General features: G+C 70.2%; 20 protein-coding genes and 3 tRNA genes. 11 read left to right on the top strand and 12 right to left on the bottom strand.

Annotation, left to right across the window (positions count from 1 at the left end; genetic code table 11):
• Window positions 1-257: 257 nt before the first annotated feature.
• Both bcp and CHC09_RS24245 read right to left on the bottom strand, forming a co-directional pair.
• Window positions 258-734: a thioredoxin-dependent thiol peroxidase gene (gene bcp / locus CHC09_RS24250; protein WP_089295467.1), complete on the bottom strand. Its 477-nt coding sequence runs from the start codon at window positions 732-734 to the stop codon at window positions 258-260.
• Window positions 735-755: 21 nt separating this feature from the next.
• Complete coding sequence (locus CHC09_RS24245; RefSeq protein ID WP_089295466.1) at window positions 756-1193, bottom strand: S-adenosylmethionine decarboxylase family protein; 438 nt, start codon at window positions 1191-1193, stop codon at window positions 756-758.
• A 255-nt stretch (window positions 1194-1448) separates the two neighbouring features.
• On the opposite strand from CHC09_RS24245, the gene CHC09_RS24240 reads away from it, so the two are divergent.
• The gene (locus tag CHC09_RS24240; RefSeq protein ID WP_089295565.1) at window positions 1449-1823 is read left to right on the top strand and encodes an Asp23/Gls24 family envelope stress response protein; all 375 of its coding nucleotides are present in this window, start codon (window positions 1449-1451) and stop codon (window positions 1821-1823) included.
• Between the two features lie 11 nt (window positions 1824-1834).
• Here the strand turns inward: CHC09_RS24240 and CHC09_RS24235 are convergent, their stop codons facing one another.
• From CHC09_RS24235 to CHC09_RS24220, 4 genes are all read right to left on the bottom strand, one after another.
• Entirely contained in the window at window positions 1835-2833 is a 999-nt protein-coding gene (locus tag CHC09_RS24235; RefSeq protein ID WP_089295465.1) for a hypothetical protein, read from the bottom strand.
• Window positions 2830-3570, bottom strand: a complete 741-nt coding sequence (locus CHC09_RS24230) for a DsbA family protein (protein WP_089295464.1) — start codon at window positions 3568-3570, stop codon at window positions 2830-2832. Before CHC09_RS24230 ends, CHC09_RS24235 begins: the two co-directional genes overlap by 4 nt.
• Window positions 3567-4052 (bottom strand): MauE/DoxX family redox-associated membrane protein, encoded by a 486-nt coding sequence (locus CHC09_RS24225; protein ID WP_089295564.1) that lies wholly within the window; start codon window positions 4050-4052, stop codon window positions 3567-3569. Before CHC09_RS24225 ends, CHC09_RS24230 begins: the two co-directional genes overlap by 4 nt.
• Window positions 4053-4196: 144 nt before the next feature.
• Window positions 4197-4745: a sigma-70 family RNA polymerase sigma factor gene (locus tag CHC09_RS24220; protein ID WP_089295463.1), complete on the bottom strand. Its 549-nt coding sequence runs from the start codon at window positions 4743-4745 to the stop codon at window positions 4197-4199.
• Between the two features lie 95 nt (window positions 4746-4840).
• On the opposite strand from CHC09_RS24220, the gene CHC09_RS24215 reads away from it, so the two are divergent.
• The 6 genes from CHC09_RS24215 (at window position 4841) to CHC09_RS24190 (ending at window position 12982) form a co-directional block, all read left to right on the top strand.
• The gene (locus tag CHC09_RS24215; protein ID WP_089295462.1) at window positions 4841-6502 is read left to right on the top strand and encodes a copper resistance CopC/CopD family protein; all 1662 of its coding nucleotides are present in this window, start codon (window positions 4841-4843) and stop codon (window positions 6500-6502) included.
• Window positions 6503-6643: 141 nt separating this feature from the next.
• Window positions 6644-9409 carry a hypothetical protein gene (locus CHC09_RS24210; RefSeq protein ID WP_089295461.1) on the top strand — a complete coding sequence of 922 codons (2766 nt, stop codon included), beginning with the start codon at window positions 6644-6646 and terminating at the stop codon, window positions 9407-9409.
• A 120-nt stretch (window positions 9410-9529) separates the two neighbouring features.
• Window positions 9530-10609: a winged helix DNA-binding domain-containing protein gene (locus tag CHC09_RS24205; RefSeq protein WP_089295460.1), complete on the top strand. Its 1080-nt coding sequence runs from the start codon at window positions 9530-9532 to the stop codon at window positions 10607-10609.
• Between the two features lie 219 nt (window positions 10610-10828).
• Window positions 10829-11419 (top strand): oligoribonuclease, encoded by a 591-nt coding sequence (orn, locus tag CHC09_RS24200; protein WP_089295459.1) that lies wholly within the window; start codon window positions 10829-10831, stop codon window positions 11417-11419.
• An 87-nt stretch (window positions 11420-11506) separates the two neighbouring features.
• Window positions 11507-11582: transfer RNA gene (locus CHC09_RS24195), tRNA-His, on the top strand.
• Between the two features lie 314 nt (window positions 11583-11896).
• Window positions 11897-12982: a hypothetical protein gene (locus CHC09_RS24190; RefSeq protein WP_089295458.1), complete on the top strand. Its 1086-nt coding sequence runs from the start codon at window positions 11897-11899 to the stop codon at window positions 12980-12982.
• 123 nt (window positions 12983-13105) lie between these two features.
• Here CHC09_RS24190 and CHC09_RS24185 read toward each other — a convergent pair whose 3' ends face one another.
• Window positions 13106-13354, bottom strand: coding sequence for a hypothetical protein (locus tag CHC09_RS24185; protein ID WP_089295457.1), 249 nt, complete (start codon window positions 13352-13354; stop codon window positions 13106-13108).
• 122 nt (window positions 13355-13476) lie between these two features.
• On the opposite strand from CHC09_RS24185, the gene CHC09_RS24180 reads away from it, so the two are divergent.
• A complete protein-coding gene (locus CHC09_RS24180) occupies window positions 13477-13797 on the top strand; it encodes a putative quinol monooxygenase (RefSeq protein ID WP_089295456.1) in 321 nt (106 codons plus the stop codon).
• Between the two features lie 50 nt (window positions 13798-13847).
• On the opposite strand, the gene CHC09_RS24175 is transcribed toward CHC09_RS24180, so the two are convergent.
• From CHC09_RS24175 to CHC09_RS24165, 3 genes are all read right to left on the bottom strand, one after another.
• Window positions 13848-14246 (bottom strand): hypothetical protein, encoded by a 399-nt coding sequence (locus tag CHC09_RS24175; RefSeq protein WP_089295455.1) that lies wholly within the window; start codon window positions 14244-14246, stop codon window positions 13848-13850.
• Between the two features lie 138 nt (window positions 14247-14384).
• A complete protein-coding gene (locus CHC09_RS24170; protein ID WP_089295454.1) occupies window positions 14385-15635 on the bottom strand; it encodes a L,D-transpeptidase in 1251 nt (416 codons plus the stop codon).
• A gap of 153 nt (window positions 15636-15788) precedes the next feature.
• Complete coding sequence (locus CHC09_RS24165) at window positions 15789-17021, bottom strand: L,D-transpeptidase (protein ID WP_089295453.1); 1233 nt, start codon at window positions 17019-17021, stop codon at window positions 15789-15791.
• A 135-nt stretch (window positions 17022-17156) separates the two neighbouring features.
• Here CHC09_RS24165 and CHC09_RS24160 point away from each other — a divergent pair.
• The 3 genes from CHC09_RS24160 (at window position 17157) to CHC09_RS24150 (ending at window position 18420) form a co-directional block, all read left to right on the top strand.
• Window positions 17157-17232: transfer RNA gene (locus CHC09_RS24160), tRNA-Lys, on the top strand.
• Window positions 17233-17300: 68 nt separating this feature from the next.
• Complete coding sequence (locus CHC09_RS24155; RefSeq protein WP_089295452.1) at window positions 17301-18281, top strand: SEC-C metal-binding domain-containing protein; 981 nt, start codon at window positions 17301-17303, stop codon at window positions 18279-18281.
• A gap of 66 nt (window positions 18282-18347) precedes the next feature.
• Window positions 18348-18420 (top strand) — tRNA-Lys (locus CHC09_RS24150).
• 64 nt (window positions 18421-18484) lie between these two features.
• Here CHC09_RS24150 and CHC09_RS24145 read toward each other — a convergent pair.
• Window positions 18485-18691: a hypothetical protein gene (locus CHC09_RS24145; protein ID WP_089295451.1), complete on the bottom strand. Its 207-nt coding sequence runs from the start codon at window positions 18689-18691 to the stop codon at window positions 18485-18487.
• Window positions 18692-18851: 160 nt separating this feature from the next.
• Window positions 18852-20672 (bottom strand): glycoside hydrolase family 9 protein, encoded by a 1821-nt coding sequence (locus tag CHC09_RS24140; protein ID WP_203833188.1) that lies wholly within the window; start codon window positions 20670-20672, stop codon window positions 18852-18854.
• Window positions 20673-20726 lie beyond the last annotated feature (54 nt).

The following is a 20726-nucleotide window of genomic DNA, read 5'->3' as shown; positions in this document are numbered from 1 at the left end:
TTTTGCCATCGAGGGCAAAGCGTTGGGGAGGAGTCTAAACGTTCGGGCCACTTCGCGGCACTGGGACCGGGCACGGCGGCCACCTTGCGGGTTGGTACCGCATGACGGCCGCCGTGAGCCCGGGACGGCCCCGCATCTGCACGGGTCCTGTGGAGTGCCCTTCTGATCGGCGGGGATGTCCCGGACTTGCGGAGTTTTCCGAAATTCGACCCATTCCAGTCCGAACTGTGATCCGAACCAGGCGCAGTCGGCGAGGCTCAGTCCAGGCCGAGATCGCGGCGCAGCTTGGCGACGTGACCGGTCGCCTTGACGTTGTAGAGCGCCCGCTCGATCGCGCCGTTCTCGTCGATCACGAACGTGGAGCGGATCACGCCGGTCACCGTCTTGCCGTACAGCTGCTTCTCGCCGAACGCGCCGTACGCCGTCAGCACGCTCTTGTCCTCGTCGCTGACCAGCGGGAAGGTGATCGCGTCGTGCTCCCGGAACTTGGCCAGCTTGGCCGGCTTGTCCGGGGAGATGCCGACCACCTCGTAACCCGCGGCCTGGAGCGAGGCGAGCGAGTCCCGGAAGTCGCAGGCCTGCTTGGTGCAGCCGGGCGTCATGGCGGCCGGGTACGCGTACAGCACGACCTTGCGCCCGCGCAGGTCCTTGAGCGAGAGGCTCTCGCCGGTATCGGTGGGAAGGGTGAAGTCGGGCGCGGCGTCGCCGGCGCTGAGACGCACGTTGTCAGTCATGGAACCGAGACTAGTGCCGGGTCAGGCGCCCACCCGGCGCCCGCTCCAGAGCCGCTCGGCGGCGGCCAGGTCGCGTGGCCAGTCCTCGCCCCGCCGTCGCAGCGTGTACTCGGTGATCTCGTAGTCGCCGACCAGCCGGTGGAACTCGGCGAGCACGTCGGCCTCCCGGAACGGCTTGCAGGAGAAGACATTGACGAAGATCTCCCGCAGGTGTGGGTAGGTGTGCACGGCGGCGTGCGACTCGGCGAGGATCACCACGGCCGACTTGCCGGCCTTCTCGGGCGGCCCGCTCTCGGTGGCGACCGTCGGGCCGGCGATCACCGTCATGCCGATCCGGGCGACGAGGTCGCGCATGAACGTTGTCAAGGTCTGATCGTCGTTGAGCGCGCTGACGTCGGCGATGCCGGACAACCGGAGGGTCAATTCGTCGCCGTAGTGGTCATTTTCTGCTGAGATCATGACGCACCTCCAAGCCTCTCCAAACGTACGTTACCGGTCTTCGACAGATTGAAATGTGCCACGTTTTCGCAGGTCGGAGCGGACCTCGGAATCCGTTTCGGCAGGGCTGGGTCGCGCTGTTTTCCGTATTATGGCCACCGTGGACGATGCGATTTCCGGTGTTCCACTACGGACAGTCGGATACCGGTCTGGCGGGGTGTGGCGGATCTTCAGTAGGCTCCCCGCGAAGCTGCGTCGAGAGTGGAGAACAGGGTCATGACGGAACCCACTGGCGAAACCACGGCCAACGGCAACACCACCGTCTCGGGCGAGGTGGTGGAGAAGATCGCCGCCGCCGCGGCGCGCACCGTCCCCGGTGTCGCGGACCTGGGTGGCGACGTGGCGCGTTTCTTCAACAGCGTGCTGGACAAGGTCGGCCTGGACAACGTCGGTGACGCCAGCCGGGGCGTCTCGGCCGAGGTCAAGGACGGCACGGTGATCGTCAACGTGGTGGTCGTCCTCGCCGCCGGGACCGTGGTCGCCGAGGTGACCAGCGCCGTCCAGCAGAAGGTGACCGAGGCGGTGCAGAGCTACGGCCTGCGCGTCCTCGCCGTCAACGTGAACGTGGACGACATCGCGATCCAGGGCTGAGCCCAGCCCACCTAGTCGCCCGCCACCGTCTCCGCGGGCGACGGCTGCGCGGTGGCGGGGACGGCGGCCCGCATGCGGAGCAGTCCGGTCAGCGCCAGGGCCGCGCCGGTGGCGATCGTGACCGCGACGCAGGCGCGGGCCGGCCAACCCGGGCCCGCGGCCGGGACGACGGCCGCCAGGAAGACGTCGGAGCTGCCGAAACCGGCGAACGCCGCCACCACGAAACCGGACAGCGCCAGGTAGAACGGCGGATGCTTCCAGGCCGCGCCCAGAGCGAGGGCGCCTGCCAGCAGGAGGACTCCGGACCAGCCGGCGCCGTCGAGGCCGCGCATCAGGGCGTACCCGAGAACGGCGAGACCCGCGCTGACCGCGAGCGGCGCCACCAGCCGCGACCAGGAGCGGACCAGGGCCGTGAGGAGCAGGCCCAGCAGCGCCGCACCGGCCCACCAGGCCCAGGTCACCGGCGGTGGCTCGTAGTCCAGAGTGCCCCGGATCTCGAAGAGCCGGGTCTGGTCGCGCAGCGGCACAGTCCAGTCCCGCAGCCGGTGCACGTGATCAGGGTCGGCCACCGCCTGCGGCGGGCGGGCCGTGCCCAGCCAGTGGGCGCGCTGGTCGTGCCAGCGCACCGTGGTGCCGAAGGAGATCCGCTGCCAGGTGGGCGCGGCGGTGGGGTCGGCGGTGGCCGGCACCGGGGTGTCGCCGGCGAGGGTCTGGTTGAGGTACGACGCGGGCGACGACACGTTCTGGTAGACGCCGTCCGGGCGGAGCTCCAGGTAAGGCTCGCCGGAGTAGCCGAGCACCTCGATCGACCGGCCGGTGTCGTTGGTCACCTCGAGCCGCGCACCGCCCTCGACGACGCGGACCGTGAGGCCGTCCATCGGACTGCTGACGCCGGTGACGGTGGTGCGGTACGACGTGACGTTCGCCCCCTCGCCACCGTGGGCGAACGCGGCCGTGGCCGGCGCGATCGTCGCGCCGGCCACGGCCAGGATCACCAGGAGTCGCCTCACCCGGCCGCCTTGTCGATCGTCTGGGTGAGCAGCTCGTCGGTGGGCAGCGTCTCGTCCGGCCCGGTCACCTTGGTCCCGTTGACCACGATCGTCGGGGTGCTGTTGTAGCCGCGCGCGGAGAACGTCTCGGTCACCTTCGTCGCCCATGGCTTGTACGTACCAGCGTCGACCGCGTCAGCGAACTTGTCACTGGTCAATCCTACCGACTTCGCCAGCTCGATGATCTTGGCGTTGGAGAGGCCCTCGCTGTTCTCCTCGGGCTGGTTGGCGAAGAGGACGTCGTAGAACTCGGTGAACTTGCCCCCCTCGGCGGCGGCCGCGGCGGCACCGGCCGCACGGGTCGAGTACTCGGTGCCGCTCGAGAAACGGTCCAGGATCGCTACCGGGTGGTACCGCAGGGTGATCTTGTTCGACGCGGCGAGCCGGCTGAGGGTGGCGCCGCTCTGCTGCTGGAAGTGCTGGCAGACCGGGCACATGAAGTCCTCGTACACGTCGACGGTGACCGGCCCGGAGCCGACCGCGAACGCGGTGCCCTCGTCGACCGCCACGCTCGGCGTGACCAGCTTGCCCTTGTCCTGGCCGGACATCGTGGCGTACCCGATGAAGCCGGCGATGGCCAGCACCAGGACCACCGTCACCGAGGTCCAGAGGGTGATCTGGCGGCGCCGGTCCGCGGCACGCTGCTGCTCGACGATCCGCCGGGCCTTCTCCGCCCGGTCCTGCTTGCCCTTGCTCAAGACGACTCCCCCATCAGCGCGCCATCGATCGAGAACCGGGTTCGCGGCCGCCACAGCAAGATCCCGGCGAGTGCCAGGAAACCGAGGTCGCGCAGGATGTCCAGGCCGTACGCGGTGTCCTGCCCGGCGCCCAGTTCGCCACCCAAGCTGAAGCACCCGCAGTCGATCCGGAGCCCCTTGGCCCAGGCCCAGCTGATCCCGGCGATGAAGACCAACAGGAGTATCGCGGAGATCGCGGCGGTGAGCCGGGTCGACAGGCCGATCAGCAGCAGCAGGCCGAGCGCGATCTCCAGGAACGGCTGGACGGCGCCGACCACCTTCGCCAGGTCGTACGACATCAGCTGGTACGCGGCCACCGCGCGCGCTGACGCAGCCAGGTCACCGACCTTGCCGGCGCCCGAGACCAGCCAGACGGCGGCCAGCCCGAGCCGGGCCAGTGTGGAGATCCACGGCCAGAGTGCCGGCCGTGACGTGGTTTCCATGGTCACGCCTGTTAGACGAAGATGATCCAGTGTTGGTTCCGGTGATCGAGCGTGTCGGAGGGAACTCTCAGCTTGACGGAGGAAACTTTCAGTTTGTCAGAGGAGTTCTCAGCTCACCCGAGCTTTGGCTCGGCGGAGAGATTCTCAGCTCGCCTGAGCCTTGGCGACCGCGGTGACCAGCTCGTCGCGGGCCCGGGCCACCCGTGACCGGATCGTCCCGACCGGCACCGCCTCGACGTCGGCCGCCTCCGCGTACGACAAGCCGAGCACCTGCGTCAGCACGAACGCCGTCCGTCGCTCCTCGCTGAGCCGGTTCAGCAGGTCCGCACCGCTCATCCGATGCGCCGGATCCGGGGCCGGTGCGTCCGTCGCGGCCTGCGCCGCCAGCCGGATGTCGAGCCGCCGTCGCCGCACCACGGCGCGCAGATGGTCCGCGCAGGTGCGCCGGGCGATCCCGAGCAGCCAGGTCCGCACCGTCGAGCGGCCGGCGAACGTGTCCAGGGCCCGGAACGCCCGGAGGTACGTCTCCTGGGTGAGGTCCTCCGCGACGCCCGGATCGACGAGCGCGGCGGTGAACCGCCAGACCTCGGCCTGGGTGGCGCGCACGAACGCGGCCTGGGCGGCCGGGTCGCCGTCGCGGGCGGCCAGGGCCAGCGCGGTGGTCTCGTCCGTCTCCTGCTCACCAGCCGTCACGAGCGGTCATGGTACGCGTCCCAGCTTCATCTGGAACCATGCGTACGCCGCACGCGACTACCCGCACGTGGCCGAACGGATGGTGATCAGAGAGCATGGCCGTCATGACCGTTGACCGGCGCCGGAGCGCGACAGTTCTACTAGGGCTGCTGATCGGCATGATCGGAGTGCTGTTCTCGGCCGGCCCGGCCAGCGCGCACGCGGCGCTGGTCAGCAGCGACCCGAACAACGGCAACATCGTGCCGGACGCCCCCAACAAGGTGACCCTGACCTTCAGCGAGTCGGTGCAGCTGATCCCCGGCAAGATCAAGGTGCTCGGGCCGGACAGCTCCCGCGCCGACGCCGGTGAGCCCACGGTGGACGGGACCCAGGTGACGATCCCGCTGCGCTCCGGGGGCGCGCGAGGAACGTACCTGGTCACCTATCGAGTGGTCTCCGCCGACAGCCATCCGGTGGCCGGCACGATCACCTATTCCGTGGGCGCGGCCTCGACGCCGCCGTCGGCGGACGTCGCCGCGGAGACCAGGGTCGACCCGGTGGTCCGGGCGATCATCCCGATCGGCAAGTACCTGGGGTACGCGGGCCTGGTGCTCCTGGTCGGCCCGGTGCTCGTGCTGGCACTGCTCTGGCCGCAGCGGCTGTCCCGCCGCGGCCCCGGCCGGCTGATCTGGACCGGCATCGGCCTGGTCGTCGGCAGCACCGTGCTCGCCATCTGGCTGCAGGCGCCGTACACGCTCGGTACCGGCCTGCTCGACGTCCGTGTCGGTGACCTGCGGGACGTGCTGGGCAGCACGTTCGGGGCGGTGATGCTGGTCCGGCTGGCCGTGGTGGTGGCCGCCGCGTTCCTGCTCCGGCCGCTGCTGGTCGGCTCGGGCAGCGAGTCGAGGCTGGACCTGGCCCTGCTCGGGGTCCTCGGCGTGGCCGCGCTCGCCACCTGGCCGCTGACCGGGCACCCGACCGCCTCGCCGGTGGCCGGGGTCTCGGTCGTGCTGGACGCGCTGCACCTGGCCGCCATGTCGGTCTGGCTGGGCGGCCTGGTCATGCTCTTCGCGTTCCTGCTGCCGCGGGCGAACGCCCGGGAGCTGGGCGCGATCCTGCCGATCTGGTCCCGCTGGGCGGCCACCGCGGTCAGCGCGCTGATCTTCGCCGGCGTGGTGCAGGCGCTGATCGAGGTCTCGTCGCTGAGCGGGCTGTTCAACAGCGCGTACGGGCGGCTGATCCTGGTCAAGGTGGGGCTGGCCGCGATCGTGATTGCGGTGGCCGCGTTCTCCCGGAAGCTGGTCAAGGACATGTCCGCCGAGGAGTCGCCGCGCGTGCTGCGCCGGGTGGTGCTGGCCGAGCTCGGAATCACCGCAGTGGTGCTCGGTGTGACCGCGGCGCTGGTGCAGATCTCCCCGCCGCGATCCGCCGAGGCGTCGCAGACCACCCAGACCGACACCACGGTCACCCGGACGCTCACCGACAAGTCCATGTCCCTGCAGGTGGACGTCTATCCGGCCACGGTCGGGAACAACTCGATGCACCTGTACGCGTACACCCCGGACAACAAGCCGCAGCCGGTGGTCGAGTGGAAGGCGACCGCGGCGCTGCCGGCCCAGGGCATCGAGCCGATCGAGATCCCGCTGCTGCGGATCACCGACTTCCACGCGATCGGCGACATCGCGCTGCCGCAGGCGGGGGAGTGGACTTTCAAGTTCACCGCCCGGACGTCCGACATCGATCAGAGCACGTTCACCATGGCCGTGAAGATCCGCTGACCCCGGCGGCAGGAGGGCCCGATTCCGTACGGGATCGGGCCTTCGCCGTATCTATTGTGGGCTGCCTGCTCGTTTGACCTGTTTGTGGCAATTTGCCGCGTTATGGTGCGCGCAGTGGGGCCCGAGAAGGGGGAATGAAAGATGCGGCTGATTCGGCCGGTCCTCGGCATGCTGCTATTGACGATCGGACTGCCCGCACTGCTGGCGGGCGGATGCGTGTGGGCCGCCCTGCGGCACCGCGACGCCGGTGGCGCCTTCAGCGCGGAACTGCAAAGACTGAACTCACCCGGGTACGCGGTGGTGGTCCCCGACATCGATCGCCTGCTGCGCGACGACGCCCCCTTCGCCCGCTTCGGCGAAACCGAGCTGCGGATCACGGTGCTGGCCTCCGGCGGCCCGGCGTTCATCGGGGTGGCCCCGGCCGGCGACGTCGCCGGCTACCTGCGTGGCGTGCCGCACACCGAGGTCCGCGGCGTCCAGGTGGGCACCGGCGAACTGCCGATCACCTCCATCGCCGTCCCCGGCGTGCGGGCCCCGGACGCCGCACCCGGGCGCCAGAACTTCTGGCTGCGAACCGGCGACGGCACCTTCCGCTGGACCCCCGACGGCAACGCCGGTGGCTCCAGCCTGGTGATCATGAACCCGGCCGGTGGCCCCGGAATCCACCTCAGCGGCACCGTCGAGGCCCGCCCCGGCTGGCTCGACCCGCTCGCCTGGGGCCTGCTCTCGCTCGGCGCGATCCTGCTGATGGCCGGCGTGGTGGTCCTCGCCGTACCGGGCCGCCGCCGCGATGTCGTATACGTCGTCGACCCCAGCCAGGTTCCCGAGCTGATGCTGGCCATCGGCGCCCCCTCCCCGCTCCAGGGCCTCCCGTCGCCCGACTCCGATCGCGAATCCACGCCCGGCGGCCTGGGTCAGCGACTCGGTCAGCGGCTCATCCCGGGGCGGGGAAAGGCGAACCGGCCGCGCACCCTTGCCGACGCCGCGCCGGCCCGCCCGCCGGCGCTGCCGCAGTTCGCCTGGCCGCCGAAGGCCCAGCGCGGCACGGCGGCCGAGCCGGTCCCGGCCACCTCCGAACCGGCCACCGGCATCCTTCCCGGCGGCATCACGCCGGTCGTCCCCGGCGACCTCCCGATCACCCCGCCCGCCGCATCGGCCGGCTCCGTGTCCACGCCGGTCGCCGGTGCGCGGAAGCCCGCTCCGGGCGAGCCGCTGGACCTGATCTCTGACGCTCCGGTGAGCGGAGGTCTGTCGGCGGGCCAGCGCCCGGAGCGGCCCGGCCGCCGCCGCCCCGCGGCCTCGGCCGACCTGCCGGAGTTCCACGCGACCGCGGTCGGCGCCTGGGTCGCCGAGACCACCGCGGAACGCGCTCGCCTGACCGAGGCCCGCGCCGCCGCTGCCCTGAGCGAGGTCGCTCGCAACCGCGTCGGGTCAGCCTCGGAGGACGCTGTCTCCGCAGCCCCGGAGACCGGGTCGGCGCACGCGGACGTCGAGTCGGCGGCCCCGGAAGCGTCGGTGACCTCGGAAGCGTCGGTGGCCTCAGAGGCGTTGGCGGTCTCAGAGGCGTTGGCGGTCTCAGAGGCGTTGGCGGTCTCAGAGGCATCGGTGGCCTCAGAGGCGTCAGTGATCCCGGAGGTGTCGGTGGCCTCGGAGGTGTCGGCGGCTTCGGAGGCGTCGGTGGTCCCGGAAGTCGAGCCCGCGACCGCGAGTGCCGAGCCGGCCGTCGAGAAGGCGCCCGAGATCGAGACCACCGACCGGCCCGAGTCCGTCGACGAGCCGGTGCGCGCCGTCCCGGCCGGAACCGAGCTCGGTGGGGAGTTCGTCGAGGCGAAACCGGGTGCCGTGGAGCCGGGAACCATCGCGGAGCCCGCGGACCTGCCGGAGGGTGATCCGGCCCGGCCCGGTGCCGTCTGGCCCGCGCCGGCGCCCCGGCGGGTCGCGCTGCTCACCGGACCGGACGCTACGGACTGGGCGGCTACCGGCCTGACCAGGATCACCGGCAGCCCGTCAGCCAAGACGCCCCGGAAGGCGGAGCCCGCTCCGGCCGTGGAGGCTTCGGTCGCCGCGGAGCCCGGCGTGCTGACCGCCACCACCCTGCCGGAGACCGTCCCGGCACCCGAGACGCAGCCGGCTTCGGCGATCCGGCAGCGGGCCGGCGAGTTCGAGGTCGCCGACGCGGCCGCGCAGCCGATCGGGAAGTCCGAGACCGCGAGCACGGTGACCGAGCCTGAGCGGCACGAGGACGCCAAGCCGCCGATCGTTCCGCTCCCCAGCCGCCGGCCCGCGGCCCGGTCCAAGGCCGCGCCCGCGGCTGAGACCGCCGAATCGAGCCGCCCGTCGATCCACGAGGTCGAGTCGTCCCCGGGACAGCCGCCGTCGCTCGACGAGGTGGGGGCCCAGGCCGAGGCTCCGGCCGAGACCGGGAAGCGGACCAGGAAGGCGGCCACGAAGCGGGCGGCCGAAGCCGACAGCCCGCTGTCGCGCGCCAAGGACCGGCTCAGCGGGACCACGCCGGAGAGCCAGCCGGCGACGACCGTCGGTCGCAAGATCCCCGCCGCCTGGCGCCGAGTGGCCGAGACAGCGGCAGCCCTGACCAGCCAGTCCACGGCCGCCAAGGCCGCCTCGAAGTCGGCCGGGTCCGAGCCGGACGCGGCGGACGACAAGACGGCGCGCAAGCTGCGCCCGCGGGTGCCGGGCTCCCGGGCCACCACCGCCCGCCCGGCCGGGGAGAAGGACGAGGCCGCCCTGGCGGCGACCAAGGACGCGAAGCCCGCCCAGCCGTCGCCCAGCTATCGCGAGGAGGCCGCCGAACTCCTGGCCGCCGCCGCGGAGCCGAAGCGCCGCCGGGCTCCCGCCTCCCGCACCACCGCCCGCACCCGCTCGAAGGAGACCCCGGACGAGAGCTGACCGGATCCGAACGATGACGACGAAGGCCGCCCCGCACGGGCAGCCTTCGTCGTCCGGTACCCGGAACAGCCGCGCGGATTGCGGCCGGAAACTGGCCGTAATCGGACCTATCGTCGGGGCATGCCGACCCTCTCCAACCGTGTGCTCAACCGCACCTACCTGCGCCGGCAGCTCCTCGACGCCAGGTCCGGGAGAGCGGCGCTGGACGTCGTCACCCACTTGGTCGCGCTTCAAGGTCAGGAGAATGACGCCCCCTATCTCGGCCTCTGGACGCGCCTCGAGGGTTTCCGCCACGAGGAGCTCACCGGCCTGCTGGAGAGCCGCCAGGTGGTCCGCGGTCCGCTGCTCCGGGGCACCCAGCACCTCTGCTCCGGCGCCGACTATCCGTGGTTGCGGCCCACCGTTCAGCCCGTACTGGAGAAGTTCGCGAAACGCCTCACCGCTGGACCGGACCGGACCGCCCTGCTCACCTCGGTCGGCAGGATTCTGGTGGCGGAGCCGTTGCAGCGCTCCGAGCTCGGCCGCCGCCTGGCGGCCGATTTCCCCGGCCACACGCCGAGCGATCTGGCCCTGGCCGCGCACCTCACGACGCCGCTGCTGCATCCGCCGCCGTCCGGGTTCTGGGGTCACCGCGGCCGGATCCGCTGCGTCGCCGCGGAGGCCTGGCTGGGCCGCCCGATGGCCGCCGCGGAGCTGACGACGCTGGTCCTGCGCTATCTGGCGGCCTACGGCCCGGCGAGCGTCAAGGACGTGCAGGTCTGGTCGGGCCTGACCCGGATGGGGTCCGTGCTCCAAGACCTCCGCGGACAGCTGCGGATCTTCCGCGACGACAACGGCATTGAGCTGTACGACCTTCCGGACGCCGCGCTGGCCGACCCGGACGAGCCGGCCCGGGTCGTCTTCCTGCCCGAGTTCGACAACGCCATGCTGGGTCACGCCGACCGGGCCCGGATCATCCACCCGGGCGACCGGGCGCTGGTCACCCCGGGCTGGTCGATCGTGCGCCCGACCGTGCTGGTCGACGGCTTCGTCGCGGCGACCTGGGAGCGGGCCGGGGGCGAGATGCGGATCAATCCGTTCCGGGCATGGTCCTCGAGGGTGCGGGACGAGGTGGCCGAGGAAGGCGATCGGCTGCTCCGGTTCGCGTCGCCGGGGTGCGAATCACGGCTGATCTTCACCGATCAGCAAGCACTTCACTGATCGGGAAACCTGAAAGGGGCCCTCCGCGCTGCCGACACGAAGGGCCCCTTTACCGGGGGAAACGGAGTAACCGAAGGGGGGCTTCGTCCGTTAAATCCAGTTTACCCGGTAATCGGCCAAGCGGGAAGTCACCCCACTAAAGCGGACAAACAACCCGAATGCTAGCTGTGGTGACACTCGCGTCGAGTAACCGTGTCGGTCCCGGCGTAGGCTGTCCGGGTGGCGGATCTTCTGGTGTGGATCGACTGTGAGATGACCGGTCTCGACCTGGGCAAGGACAAGCTCATCGAGGTCGCGGCTCTGGTCACCGATCCCGAGCTCAATGTCCTGGGTGAGGGCGTCGACCTGGTCATTCACGCCGACGACGCGGCGCTCGACGCGATGCCGCCGGTGGTGCGCGACATGCACGCGAAATCGGGGCTGACCGAGGAGGTGCGCCGCTCGGTCATCACCATGAGTGAGGCCGAGGAGATCATCCTGGCGTACGTCAAGGAGTTCGTCCCCAACCCGCGCACCGCCCCGCTCTGTGGCAACTCCATCGCCACCGACCGGGGATTCCTGGCCCGCGACATGCCGGCGCTCGACGCCCACCTGCACTATCGCATGATCGACGTCTCCTCGATCAAGGAACTCTGCCGCCGGTGGTACCCGCGGGTGTATTTCGGGCAGCCCGCCAAGGGCCTCTCGCACCGCGCGCTCGCCGACATCAGGGAGAGCATCCGCGAGCTGGAGTACTACCGCCGCACCATCTTCGTCCCGCAGCCGGGCCCGGACGTGGAGGCGGCCAAGGCGATCGCCGCGGAGCTCTGACGCGCCAGGCGGTAACCCGGTCGACGGGCCCGGGTCGGGTGTGGCTATGATTGTCCCGCACCACGGGGTTAGCCCCTCGCGGTAATGGTGGTCGTAGCTCAGCTGGTAGAGCACCGGGTTGTGGTCCCGGGGGTCGCGGGTTCAAGTCCCGTCGATCACCCCAAGGTAAGTCCAGGTCAGAGGGCCTGATCGCGAAAGCGGTCAGGCCCTCTTCCTGTTGAAGGCCGAGTCCCGCCCAGCATCCGGTCCGTGACGTGGCCTTAGGTCCGTCGTCGGCCCGGGACCTCGTGCCCGAGCTGCCGGGCGGAGGGTCACCGGTGCGGACACCGCGACTCAAGTCGGGCTGCGCGGCACCGATCTGTTCCTGGCGTATTTCGTCAAGCAGACAGCGGTCAGGACAGACAATCCCGTCGAGGAGTAACAGTGTCACACCCGTCGCAGCCCGAACCGCCGGCAGAGAGCGACCCGCAAGCGTCGATGGCTGAGCAGGTTCCCGGCCAGAGCCACTTCCCGCAGCCGGTTGCCCAGGGTTCATCCATCACCCTGCCGACGTCAGCGTCCTCTCGGCTGAACCCGATGTGGCTGGCTTTCGGTGCGGGTGCGGCTGGAGTCCTCGGGTCCTTTCTGCCTTGGGCGAAGGTCAACGCTCCTTTCCTCGGCACGATGACGGTGTCCGGGGTCGACGGATCCGACGGATGGGTCACGGCGGCGCTGGGTGCTGTAATTGCGGGTTGCGCCGTTGTGCGCTTGCGAAGTGCTCGCCTGTCCTCCCAGCTGTCACTGCTGCTCTCCCTCCTTGCCGTAGCCGGCGCCACAGCGCTGGCCGGCATCGGGGCGTGGAAGATTTTCGACCTCGAAGTTCGCAAAGCGGAGCTGTCCGCGAGCCTCGCCGATCACAACGATCCGTTCGGGCTGAGTGCCGCTCTGAGCTCGGCTGTTCAGGCGAGTGTCGGTGTCGGACTGTGGCTGATCCTGGTGGCCGGTGTGGTCGCGGCGGTGGCTTGGGGCCGGGCCTGGGTGTCCCGCGGCGACAGCGCCGTGAACATCCCACAGACGATGCCGGTAACGCAGCCTGTGCCGTCGTGGGCACCTATGGCTGAGACTGCCTCGGGGGCCGCCGTGCCCGGCTTCGAGGCAGCGACCCGGCGCAGGCCGTCGTGGATATCGAACAACGTGCCGACCTGGTTGACCGCTGCTGTTGTCTCAGCTGCCGCGACGGCGATCGTCGTGGTTGCGGGCATCACCCTCGTATCCGCTCGCGAAGATCGTGCCGCGGAGCGGAAGGCCGTTGCGGAGCAGAAGGCCGCTGATGATCGTGCTGCGGCGGAGAAGGCCGCCGCGGAGCGGAAGGCCGCCGATGATCTCGCTGCCGCGGAGCAGAGGGCGGCGATGGAAGAGGCGGCCCGCGCGGCTCGCGAATACCGCGAATCACAGGAAGCGGTTGAAGAGGCCGAGCAGGAACTGGCCGAGCTGCAGGCCGGATACGACGACATGATGGAAGAGGTCGAACGGATCCGGTCCGAGTATGAGACCGAGTACGAGGCTGGGCAGACAGGCGGGTAGGTTCCTGTCGATCCGGAGTCCTTCGGGGCCGAGACCTGCGGCGCCAACCGGCACGTCAGCAAGCCCCGAAGGATCCCGCGATCGAAACCGCGAGGCAGGGGTCGGACATCATGCGATGGTCGGCTACCCGCCGGACGAGAGTGGTGTCTTCCGGACCTCGTCGACCGTCATCCGAACCACCTCGGCATAGCTCGTACCGACCCGCATGCTCTGGAAGAGCAGCAGCCCGCCGGCGGAGGCGGCAAGACGGCGAAGAACGTCCCGAGCCAACCCCTCCTCGATCAATTGGTCGATTATCTGCTCGCTCTGCCCTTTCTCAGCGCTGAGAAGCAGGTGTTCAAGCGCGTCATCCGCGTCGTGGAACTCAGCCACTCGCATCCCTCCGTGGGTATCTGGCCTCAAGATCGAACTTGTCGGGCCAATCTACAGAGCTGTAGAACCCTGGTCACGGGCATGGGCTGCGAGAACGCCCACTGCGACTGCGAGGAGCCAACATGGGCAGAGGTTTTGGACTGGTCGTCCGCTTCGAGTTGCGAGATGACGTGGCCGTCACGGGGTTCGACGACCTCGTGGCGAGGACGACGCCGGAGATCGAACGGCTGGAGTCCGGCACGCTCGCGTACGTGGTTCACTCCGTGCCCGCAGAACCGCTGGTCCGGGTCTTCTACGAGCTGTACGCGGACCGGGCGGCGTTCGACTTCCACGAAGAGCAGCCGCATACCAGGCGGTTCCTTGCCGAGCGGGAGCAGTTCCTCAGCGGACTCGAGGTCACGTTCTTGCAGGCCGAATCCGGGAAAGGGCCGTTGCCCGGGTGAGCACCGGCCCTTCGGGCCCGGGTGGCCCGGTCCGCCGTCAGGTCGTGCGGTCAGTTCGCCGAGTCGAGGCCGCTGTCGGCGCAGACCTGGGACATGTCGGCGGCCGCGGCGCTGACCGCCGCGATCGCGTCCGGTTCGCCCCGCGTGTCACGCGAGACCAGAGCGTTGGCGTACGCCCGGCCGAGCGCCGTGGCCGCGTCCGCGACCGGGGCGTCAGCGGTGGTGCTGGTCGCCACGATGTCCTGGACCACGCCCGGCTCCATCAGGGACGCGTTTCGGACCGCCATGGCCAGGTGCCGGCAGGTGAGCAGGCCGGGCGGGTCGTCGACCGGTGCGGGGCTGACGATCGCGCTCGGGCCGGAGGGCGACGGCCCGGGCGACTTCTCGTCGGCGCAGCCGGTCATCCCGACGATCAGGGCGAGTACGACAAAAGGCGCTAATCGTGGCATGGTCCAACGCTAGGGCCAGCTGTCCCGGAAACCCGTTCAGCTCGCCCGGCCGGCGTTGCGACCTGAGTCTCGTACCGAAAGAGAAACGCGGGCCCGGTCGATGAGGACCGGGCCCGCGCCGAGCGGGGATGCGACCGATCAGGCCAGGGCGCTGCCCTTCTTGAATTCGGCGTAGCTCATGTTCCAGTCGGTCCAGCCGTTGCCGTTCTTCAGCTTCTCCTCGGTGCCGGAGACGGTGATCACGTCGCCCATCAGGGTCTGCTTGAAGAGCCAGGCGCCCATCGCCTCGGAGACGTTGACGCAGCCGTGCGAGACGTTGCGCCGGCCCTGCTGGCCCTCCGACCACGGGGCGGCGTGGATGTACTGGCCGCTCCAGGTGATCCGCTGGGCGTAGTCGATCTCGACCTTGTAGCCGTTCGCCGGGTCGGTGTCGGTCGTGTCGAAGACGGTGTGCGCCTTCTTCTCGATCACCACCATGGTCCCGCTGGACGACGGCGTGCTCGACTTGCCGAGGCTCACCGGCAGCGTCTTGATCGTCTTGCCGTCCTGCTTGACCGTCATCTTCTTGGTCTTGTTGGAGACGGTCATGATCAGCGAACGGCCGATCTTCAGGTCGACGGTGAGGTCCGAGCGGCCGTACCACCCGTCACCCATCTTCACGCCCTTGAGCTGCACCTTGTAGAAGACCTTCGAGTAGGCCTTCCAGTACACCTTCGGCCGGTAGTGCACCTCGGTGGAGCTGATCCAGCTCCAGGTGCCCTCCTGCGCGGGCGTGGCGGTGACCACCATCTTGCGCTCGACGTTCGCCCGGTACTTCTCCGGGATGGAGCGGCCGAACTTGATGATCAGCGGCATGCCGACGCCGACCTTGTTCCCGTCGCCGAGGAAGCTGGTGACGCGCACCAGGTTCGCCGGCTTCTTCATGGTGGTGAACGTGCTGGTGACCGTGGTGTTCTTGCCCTCGGCCGGCGGGCTGCTGACGGTGACGGTGTACTTCCCGGCCCAGTCCATCGACTCGGTGGGGTGCCAGACGCTCTCGTCCTTGTCGACGGTGCCCTTGACCTCGGTGCCCTTGGAGTCGGTCACCTTGACGGTGGTGTTCTCCGGGTCCTCGGTGGTGTACTTCACGTCCGACCAGGCCTCGACGCCGGTGGCGGCGGCCTTGGGCGAGGTCACGGCGACGGTGCTCAGCGTCGGCTCGGGCGCGGGGGAGCCGGACTCGGCGGTGCCGGCGGCGCCGTTCCCACCCTGCCAGGTCGGTGACTTGCCGCCGCTGCACGCGGCGGTGAACAGCAGGCTGCCCGCCAGCAGTGCGGCCAGAGTCACGCGCACCCGGCGGCGATTGCCGCCGGCCGGCTGACTCAGCCTCGCCGACCGAACTCCATCCATGTTCTTGGTCCCCTCACGGCGTCGTTTCTCCCCGGCGCCCAATAGTGCTCCAAAAACGTGGGTTGACCAATCCCGGATTCGTGCCGTGACCGTCACTGTGCCCCATCGGTGTGTTTCTGCGAACACCTGGCCCGGGTGCGCCGGGGGACCGGGTCAGCCGAGCTCCGCGGGCACCGGCAGGGCGCTGCCCTGGGCGAACTTCTCCCAGCTCACGTCCCAGGGCGTCCAGCCGTTGCCGTAGTCCAGTTTGTCGCCGGTGCCCTTCACCGTGACCGGGTCGCCGACCAGCGTCTTGTCGAACAGCCACTTCGCGTTCGAGGGCGAGACGTTGACACAACCGTGCGACACGTTCTGGCGGCCCTGCGCATAGGTGGACCACGGGGCGGAATGGATGTACTGGCCACTCCAGGTGAGTCGCTGGGCGTACTGGATATCGACCTTGTAGCCGTTGCTCGGGTCGGTGTCGGTGGTGTCGAAGACGGTCTGCGCCATCTTCTCGATCACCACCATGGTCCCGCTGGACGACGGCGTGCTCGACTTGCCGAGGCTCACCGGCAGCGTCTTGATCACCTTGCCGTCGCGCAGGACCGTCATCTTCTTGGTCTTGTTGTCCACCTTCATCTCGAGCTTGCGCCCGATCGTCGAGGTGGCCGCCCGGTCCTTGTCGCCGTAGTAGCCGTTGCCGGTGGGCAGGCCGCCGACCGCGATCCGCACCTTGATCTTGGTGCCGGTCTGCCAGTACTCCGGGGCGCGGTAGTACGCCGCGGTGCCGCTGGACGTCCAGGACCAGGTGCCCGGCTGGGCCGGCGTGGTCTCGACGAACATCCGCTTCTGCACCGCCGCCCGGTCGGCCTTCTTGATGCCCGGGTTGAACTCGACGACGACCGGCATCGCGACGCCGTATGTGTGGTCGTTGAAGAGGTAGAGGCCGGTGCCGGTCCGCTTGCCGGGCGCGCCCATCGTGGTGAACGTCGTCTTCGCCGTCGTGGCGGAGCCGTCCGCGGCGGTCGCGGTCACCTCGGCCGCGTACGTCTGCTTGGTCTTGAGGGGCTTGCTCGGGACCCACGACGACTTGTCGTCCCGGAGGGTGCCGGCGACGGCCTTCCCGCTGGAGTCGGTGAGCTTGACCGAGGTGACCTCGCCGTTGCTCACCTTCAGCCCGATCTCGGCGCTGACCGGCACGTTCTTCTTGCCGGCCGCCGGGGTGACGCTCAGGGTCGCGGGGAGGGCGGCGGTCGTGCTCTCCGGGAGAGCCGACGTCGCCGGACCGGCGCTCGCCGCCACGGCCGGGTCGGTGAAGGCCGGCTTGTCGTCGCCGCAAGCGGCCAGCGGCACGGTCACCGCCAGGGTCAGCAGTGTCGCCACGCAGCGGCGGATGTCAGCCATCGTCGGTGCCCCGTTCTGGAGTTCTCAGCGCAGACATCCTGACTCATGGGCGCAAATCCCGGGTCCCCCTTGAGGATGGAAGCAGGCGATTTCGAGGAAGTCTGGAGGTCGTGCTACCGTTTTCCTCGTTGCCAGGCGTCGCTAGCTCAACTGGCAGAGCAGCGGACTCTTAATCCGCGGGTTGTAGGTTCAAGTCCTACGCGACGCACCAAACGGTTCAAGGCCGCGACGCCATACGGTGTCGCGGCCTTGATCGTTTTGCCCGGGATAGGGTGACGCGTGCCTTCTCACACCACCCTCACCATCGACGACCTCGACGCCATCGCGCACCGGGCGCACGACCTGGACGACCCGTCACCGGTCGCCGCCGAGTTGGTCGCGGCCGTCGACCAGGGCCTGGTCGAAGACGACTTCGCCGCCGTGCACGCGCTCCTGCTGGCGTCCGAGATCGTCGAGCGGTCCGGCGACCTGACGGCCGCCCTCGGCCTCGCCGAGCGGGCCGCGGGGCTTCCGGCCGAGGACGGCTTCGCCCGTGCCTGCTACGCGGAGCTTCTGGTCAAGTCGGGACGCGCGGAGGACGGTCTCGCCGAGTTCGCCGCGGTGCGGCCCGAGCTGTTGGAAGACGTGCTCGCGCCGTCGTACGTCGGTGCGGCCCTCGAAGCGTGCGGCCTGGCCGCGGTGGCGGAGGAGTGGCTGTCCGACGCCACGCGCGCCGTGATCGAGGAGAACGACCTCGACCTCCGCGACCGTGACGAACTGCCCGACTTCGACGCGGTCGAGCTGCTGTACGCGCTGCTGACGGAGCGGCACCGGGTGCGTGAGGGCCTGGAGCTGCCGCACGACGAGCTGGACGGCCTCTTCCACGAGTTGGAGGCGGCCGCCGAGGGGCCGGCCCCGCAGAGTGGCCAGGCGATGCTGTTCTGGCCGGAGCCGGAGTTCGTGAAGCTGCTCGCCCGCTGGCCCGAGCGGGCCACCATCTACGGCCGGGACTGGGACGAGCACCGGGCCGGTGTCGAAGGGAACCTGGCCGGCTGGTCGGCCTCGGGCACGGTGCACCTCGGTCTCATCGCCGGCTCGCTGGACGACCTGATCGCCTTCGCCACCGCCGGCGGCGTCGATCCCGCGGTCCCGGAGACCCACGCCGACTACGCCGACGAGCTGTCCGGGATCACCGAGTGGCCCCCGCAGCGCAACGCCCCCTGCTGGTGCGGCTCCGGCGCCAAGTACAAGAAGTGCTGCCTGCCCCGTTCCCGGGACTGACCCCGCTCGGGAGGGGGTGTCTTTGGGCTGGCCAGGGGCTGTGCTAACGTTCTCCCTCGTTGGCCGGCGCCGCTAGCTCAACTGGCAGAGCAGCGGACTCTTAATCCGCGGGTTGTAGGTTCAAGTCCTACGCGGCGCACAACATCCCGAAAGGGCCCCGATACCGGGGCCCTTTCGCTTTTCCCAGCCGGCGCGGCCGTTGCTCAGGGCGCGATCGAGCGAGCGGCGTGCTCGAGCGAGTTCAGGCAGACCACCGCCACCCGGCTGCAGTAGTCCTCGCACCCGGCGTCGTGCCGGGTGAGCCAGGCCGCACCGGCCAGGGTCTCACCGCACATCGCCGCGGTGTAATCGATCGTGTGGGCTGGCTCACCGAGTCTGTCGATCTCCACGGTGAGGTCTGAGTGCGCCATTGCGGATCACGCTCCCGATCGTCGTCGACTGCCGGCCGCATCGGGCGGAAGCGGGACGGCCGCCACCGTTCCGGCTTCGCTGCCCGATGCGACTACTCCGAGATACGCCTACGGTCGGTAATCAGTTCACCGGTCCGGCCACAGTGGTGATCGGCGAGGCTCAGCGCGGGGGTGCGGCGGTGAGGGCGAAGGCCAGCATCCCGGTCGCGGTGAAGTCGAGCGCCGGCTCGTTCGTCGCGGAGACGCGCATGTCGTCCACGTACTGGGCGTCCTTGCGGTCGAATTCCGCAAAGGACCCTTCGGAGCAGAGCGATTTCGGGGTCTGCAACTCGAGGAAGTCCACCCGGCCGGCCGCGTTCGGGCCGTTGACCACGGCGCCGGTCAGCGACGTACGCGTCAGGGTCCCGATCTGATCGTGCGGGCACTTCGGGTAGTCGTCTCCCGCGCCGATCACCAGGGACATGCCCCAGCCGTTGGCGCCGAGGGCGACTCCGCGCTGGGCGGTGGCGAAGGCCGCGTACCGGTTGTCGCCGGTCATCCGCTGGTAGAGGGCGGCGGACGCGGCCCAGCCCAGTTGCCGGGCCGCGTAGTCGGCGCCGCCGCCACCGGAGGTCGCGCCCATCGGGTCGGCGGCCGCCGCCTTGACCGCCCCGTCCAGGCGGCCGCGCAGGTCGGCGGCGAGCGTGGGGTCCGGTGACAGGCGGTACACCTCGGCGTCGGCGAGCGCGTCGACGTCGTACACGGTCAGCCCGTCGTCGCCGCCGCTGGTCCGGTCCGCCCAGCGGCTCGCCAGGCCGGCCCAGGTCGCGGCGCGCTCGTCGCCGAGCTTTCGCGCGGCCAGGGCGAGTTCGGCGGCGCCCAGCGCGAGGTCGTCGGTGAAGCTCTCCTCCGGGTAGAAGTCCCGCGGCACGGTCGTGACCAGGTCACCGGCGCCGGTGCCGGCCTGGGCGTAGAGCCTCGCGGCGGTGTCCAGCCGGATCCGGGCCCGGACGGGGTCGGGTTCCAGCTGTGCGGCCAGGGCGAACGCGGCGGCCACCCGGCCGGCCAGGTTCGGGCTGATCGGATCGCCGGGCGCGGCCGCCCGGAACACCGGCCGGTAACGCTGGTAGTAACGCCGGCCGCCGGGGCGTACGTCCAGCCTGTCGTCGTCCTGGGGCAGTCGCCAGGTGTCGTGGTCGCCCAGGTACTGATCGTTCCCGCCCACGCCGACCTGGGTGTAGAGCACGCCGCCGTGGTACATCCGGGTGAGCCAGTCCAGGCCGTGCCGGATCTCCGCGGTCAGTGACGCGGGTGCCGGGCCGTCCCGCTGCACCAACTGCATGGCGATCAGGGCGTACGCCGTGGTGTGGGTGAACTTGAGGTAGTCGCCGGCGTCGTACCAGCCGCCCGCCACGTCGACCTTCGTGTCGGTGGGGGTGAGGGAGTCCTCGTCCCCCGGTGTCTCGTAGACGGTCGCCGCCTTGTCCTCCAGGTGGGCCGCGGCTCGCCGCCACGGGCCGGCGACCTGGTCGTACCCGTCCCGATGGGCTTGGAAGTACTTCACCGAGTCGGCCACGAGCGGGGTGTAGAGCTTCCCGGCGGTGTCGATCCGGAAGGCCGGCGATTCCGCGCTGAAGTGGTCGTTCAGGCGTACGTGATAGGTGCCCGGCGTCCGCAACGCGGTGAGGTTCAACGGATTGACCGCGCGATAGCGCGGATTCCAGGCGCCCCGGCTGGGCCCCGCCGTGACGGTCAGCACCGGATCGCCGTCCTCGTCGAGCACGGCGGCCTTGGCCCCGGCGGCGTCGACGGGGGCCAGCAGCATCGCGATCTTGGTCTCGCCGGTGCTCCAGCCCACCTGGTCGACCCGGATCTGGGCGGCGGCCAGCGTGGGTCGCGGTGTCGGGCCCGGCACCGGCCGCGGCGCGGGCCGCGGGGCGGAGCATGACGCGGCGAGGAGGACCGGCAGAACCAGCGACACGTGGTACGGGCGGAGCTTCACGAGGCGCAAGCCTCACGGAGAGTGGCAGAGGGGAAACGTACCCGGTGTGCGGCA

Origin of the sequence: Actinoplanes regularis (genome assembly GCF_900188005.1) — a bacterium.
In the GTDB taxonomy this organism is placed as follows: domain Bacteria; phylum Actinomycetota; class Actinomycetes; order Mycobacteriales; family Micromonosporaceae; genus Actinoplanes; species Actinoplanes regularis.
Note: the sequence above shows the minus strand (reverse complement) of the source record. Positions and strands in the feature narration are given on the sequence as shown.

Bases quoted from the DNA above. Each gene is read 5' to 3' on its own strand.
- bcp (WP_089295467.1), bottom strand. From the start codon at position 734: ATGACTGACAACGTGCGTCTCAGCGCCGGCGACGCCGCGCCCGACTTC.
- CHC09_RS24245 (WP_089295466.1), bottom strand. From the start codon at position 1,193: ATGATCTCAGCAGAAAATGACCACTACGGCGACGAATTGACCCTCCGG.
- CHC09_RS24240 (WP_089295565.1), top strand. From the start codon at position 1,449: ATGACGGAACCCACTGGCGAAACCACGGCCAACGGCAACACCACCGTC.
- CHC09_RS24225 (WP_089295564.1), bottom strand. From the start codon at position 4,052: ATGGAAACCACGTCACGGCCGGCACTCTGGCCGTGGATCTCCACACTG.
- CHC09_RS24215 (WP_089295462.1), top strand. From the start codon at position 4,841: ATGGCCGTCATGACCGTTGACCGGCGCCGGAGCGCGACAGTTCTACTA.
- CHC09_RS24210 (WP_089295461.1), top strand. From the start codon at position 6,644: ATGCGGCTGATTCGGCCGGTCCTCGGCATGCTGCTATTGACGATCGGA.
- CHC09_RS24205 (WP_089295460.1), top strand. From the start codon at position 9,530: ATGCCGACCCTCTCCAACCGTGTGCTCAACCGCACCTACCTGCGCCGG.
- CHC09_RS24190 (WP_089295458.1), top strand. From the start codon at position 11,897: ATGGCTGAGCAGGTTCCCGGCCAGAGCCACTTCCCGCAGCCGGTTGCC.
- CHC09_RS24180 (WP_089295456.1), top strand. From the start codon at position 13,477: ATGGGCAGAGGTTTTGGACTGGTCGTCCGCTTCGAGTTGCGAGATGAC.
- CHC09_RS24175 (WP_089295455.1), bottom strand. From the start codon at position 14,246: ATGCCACGATTAGCGCCTTTTGTCGTACTCGCCCTGATCGTCGGGATG.
- CHC09_RS24170 (WP_089295454.1), bottom strand. From the start codon at position 15,635: ATGGATGGAGTTCGGTCGGCGAGGCTGAGTCAGCCGGCCGGCGGCAAT.
- CHC09_RS24165 (WP_089295453.1), bottom strand. From the start codon at position 17,021: ATGGCTGACATCCGCCGCTGCGTGGCGACACTGCTGACCCTGGCGGTG.
- CHC09_RS24145 (WP_089295451.1), bottom strand. From the start codon at position 18,691: ATGGCGCACTCAGACCTCACCGTGGAGATCGACAGACTCGGTGAGCCA.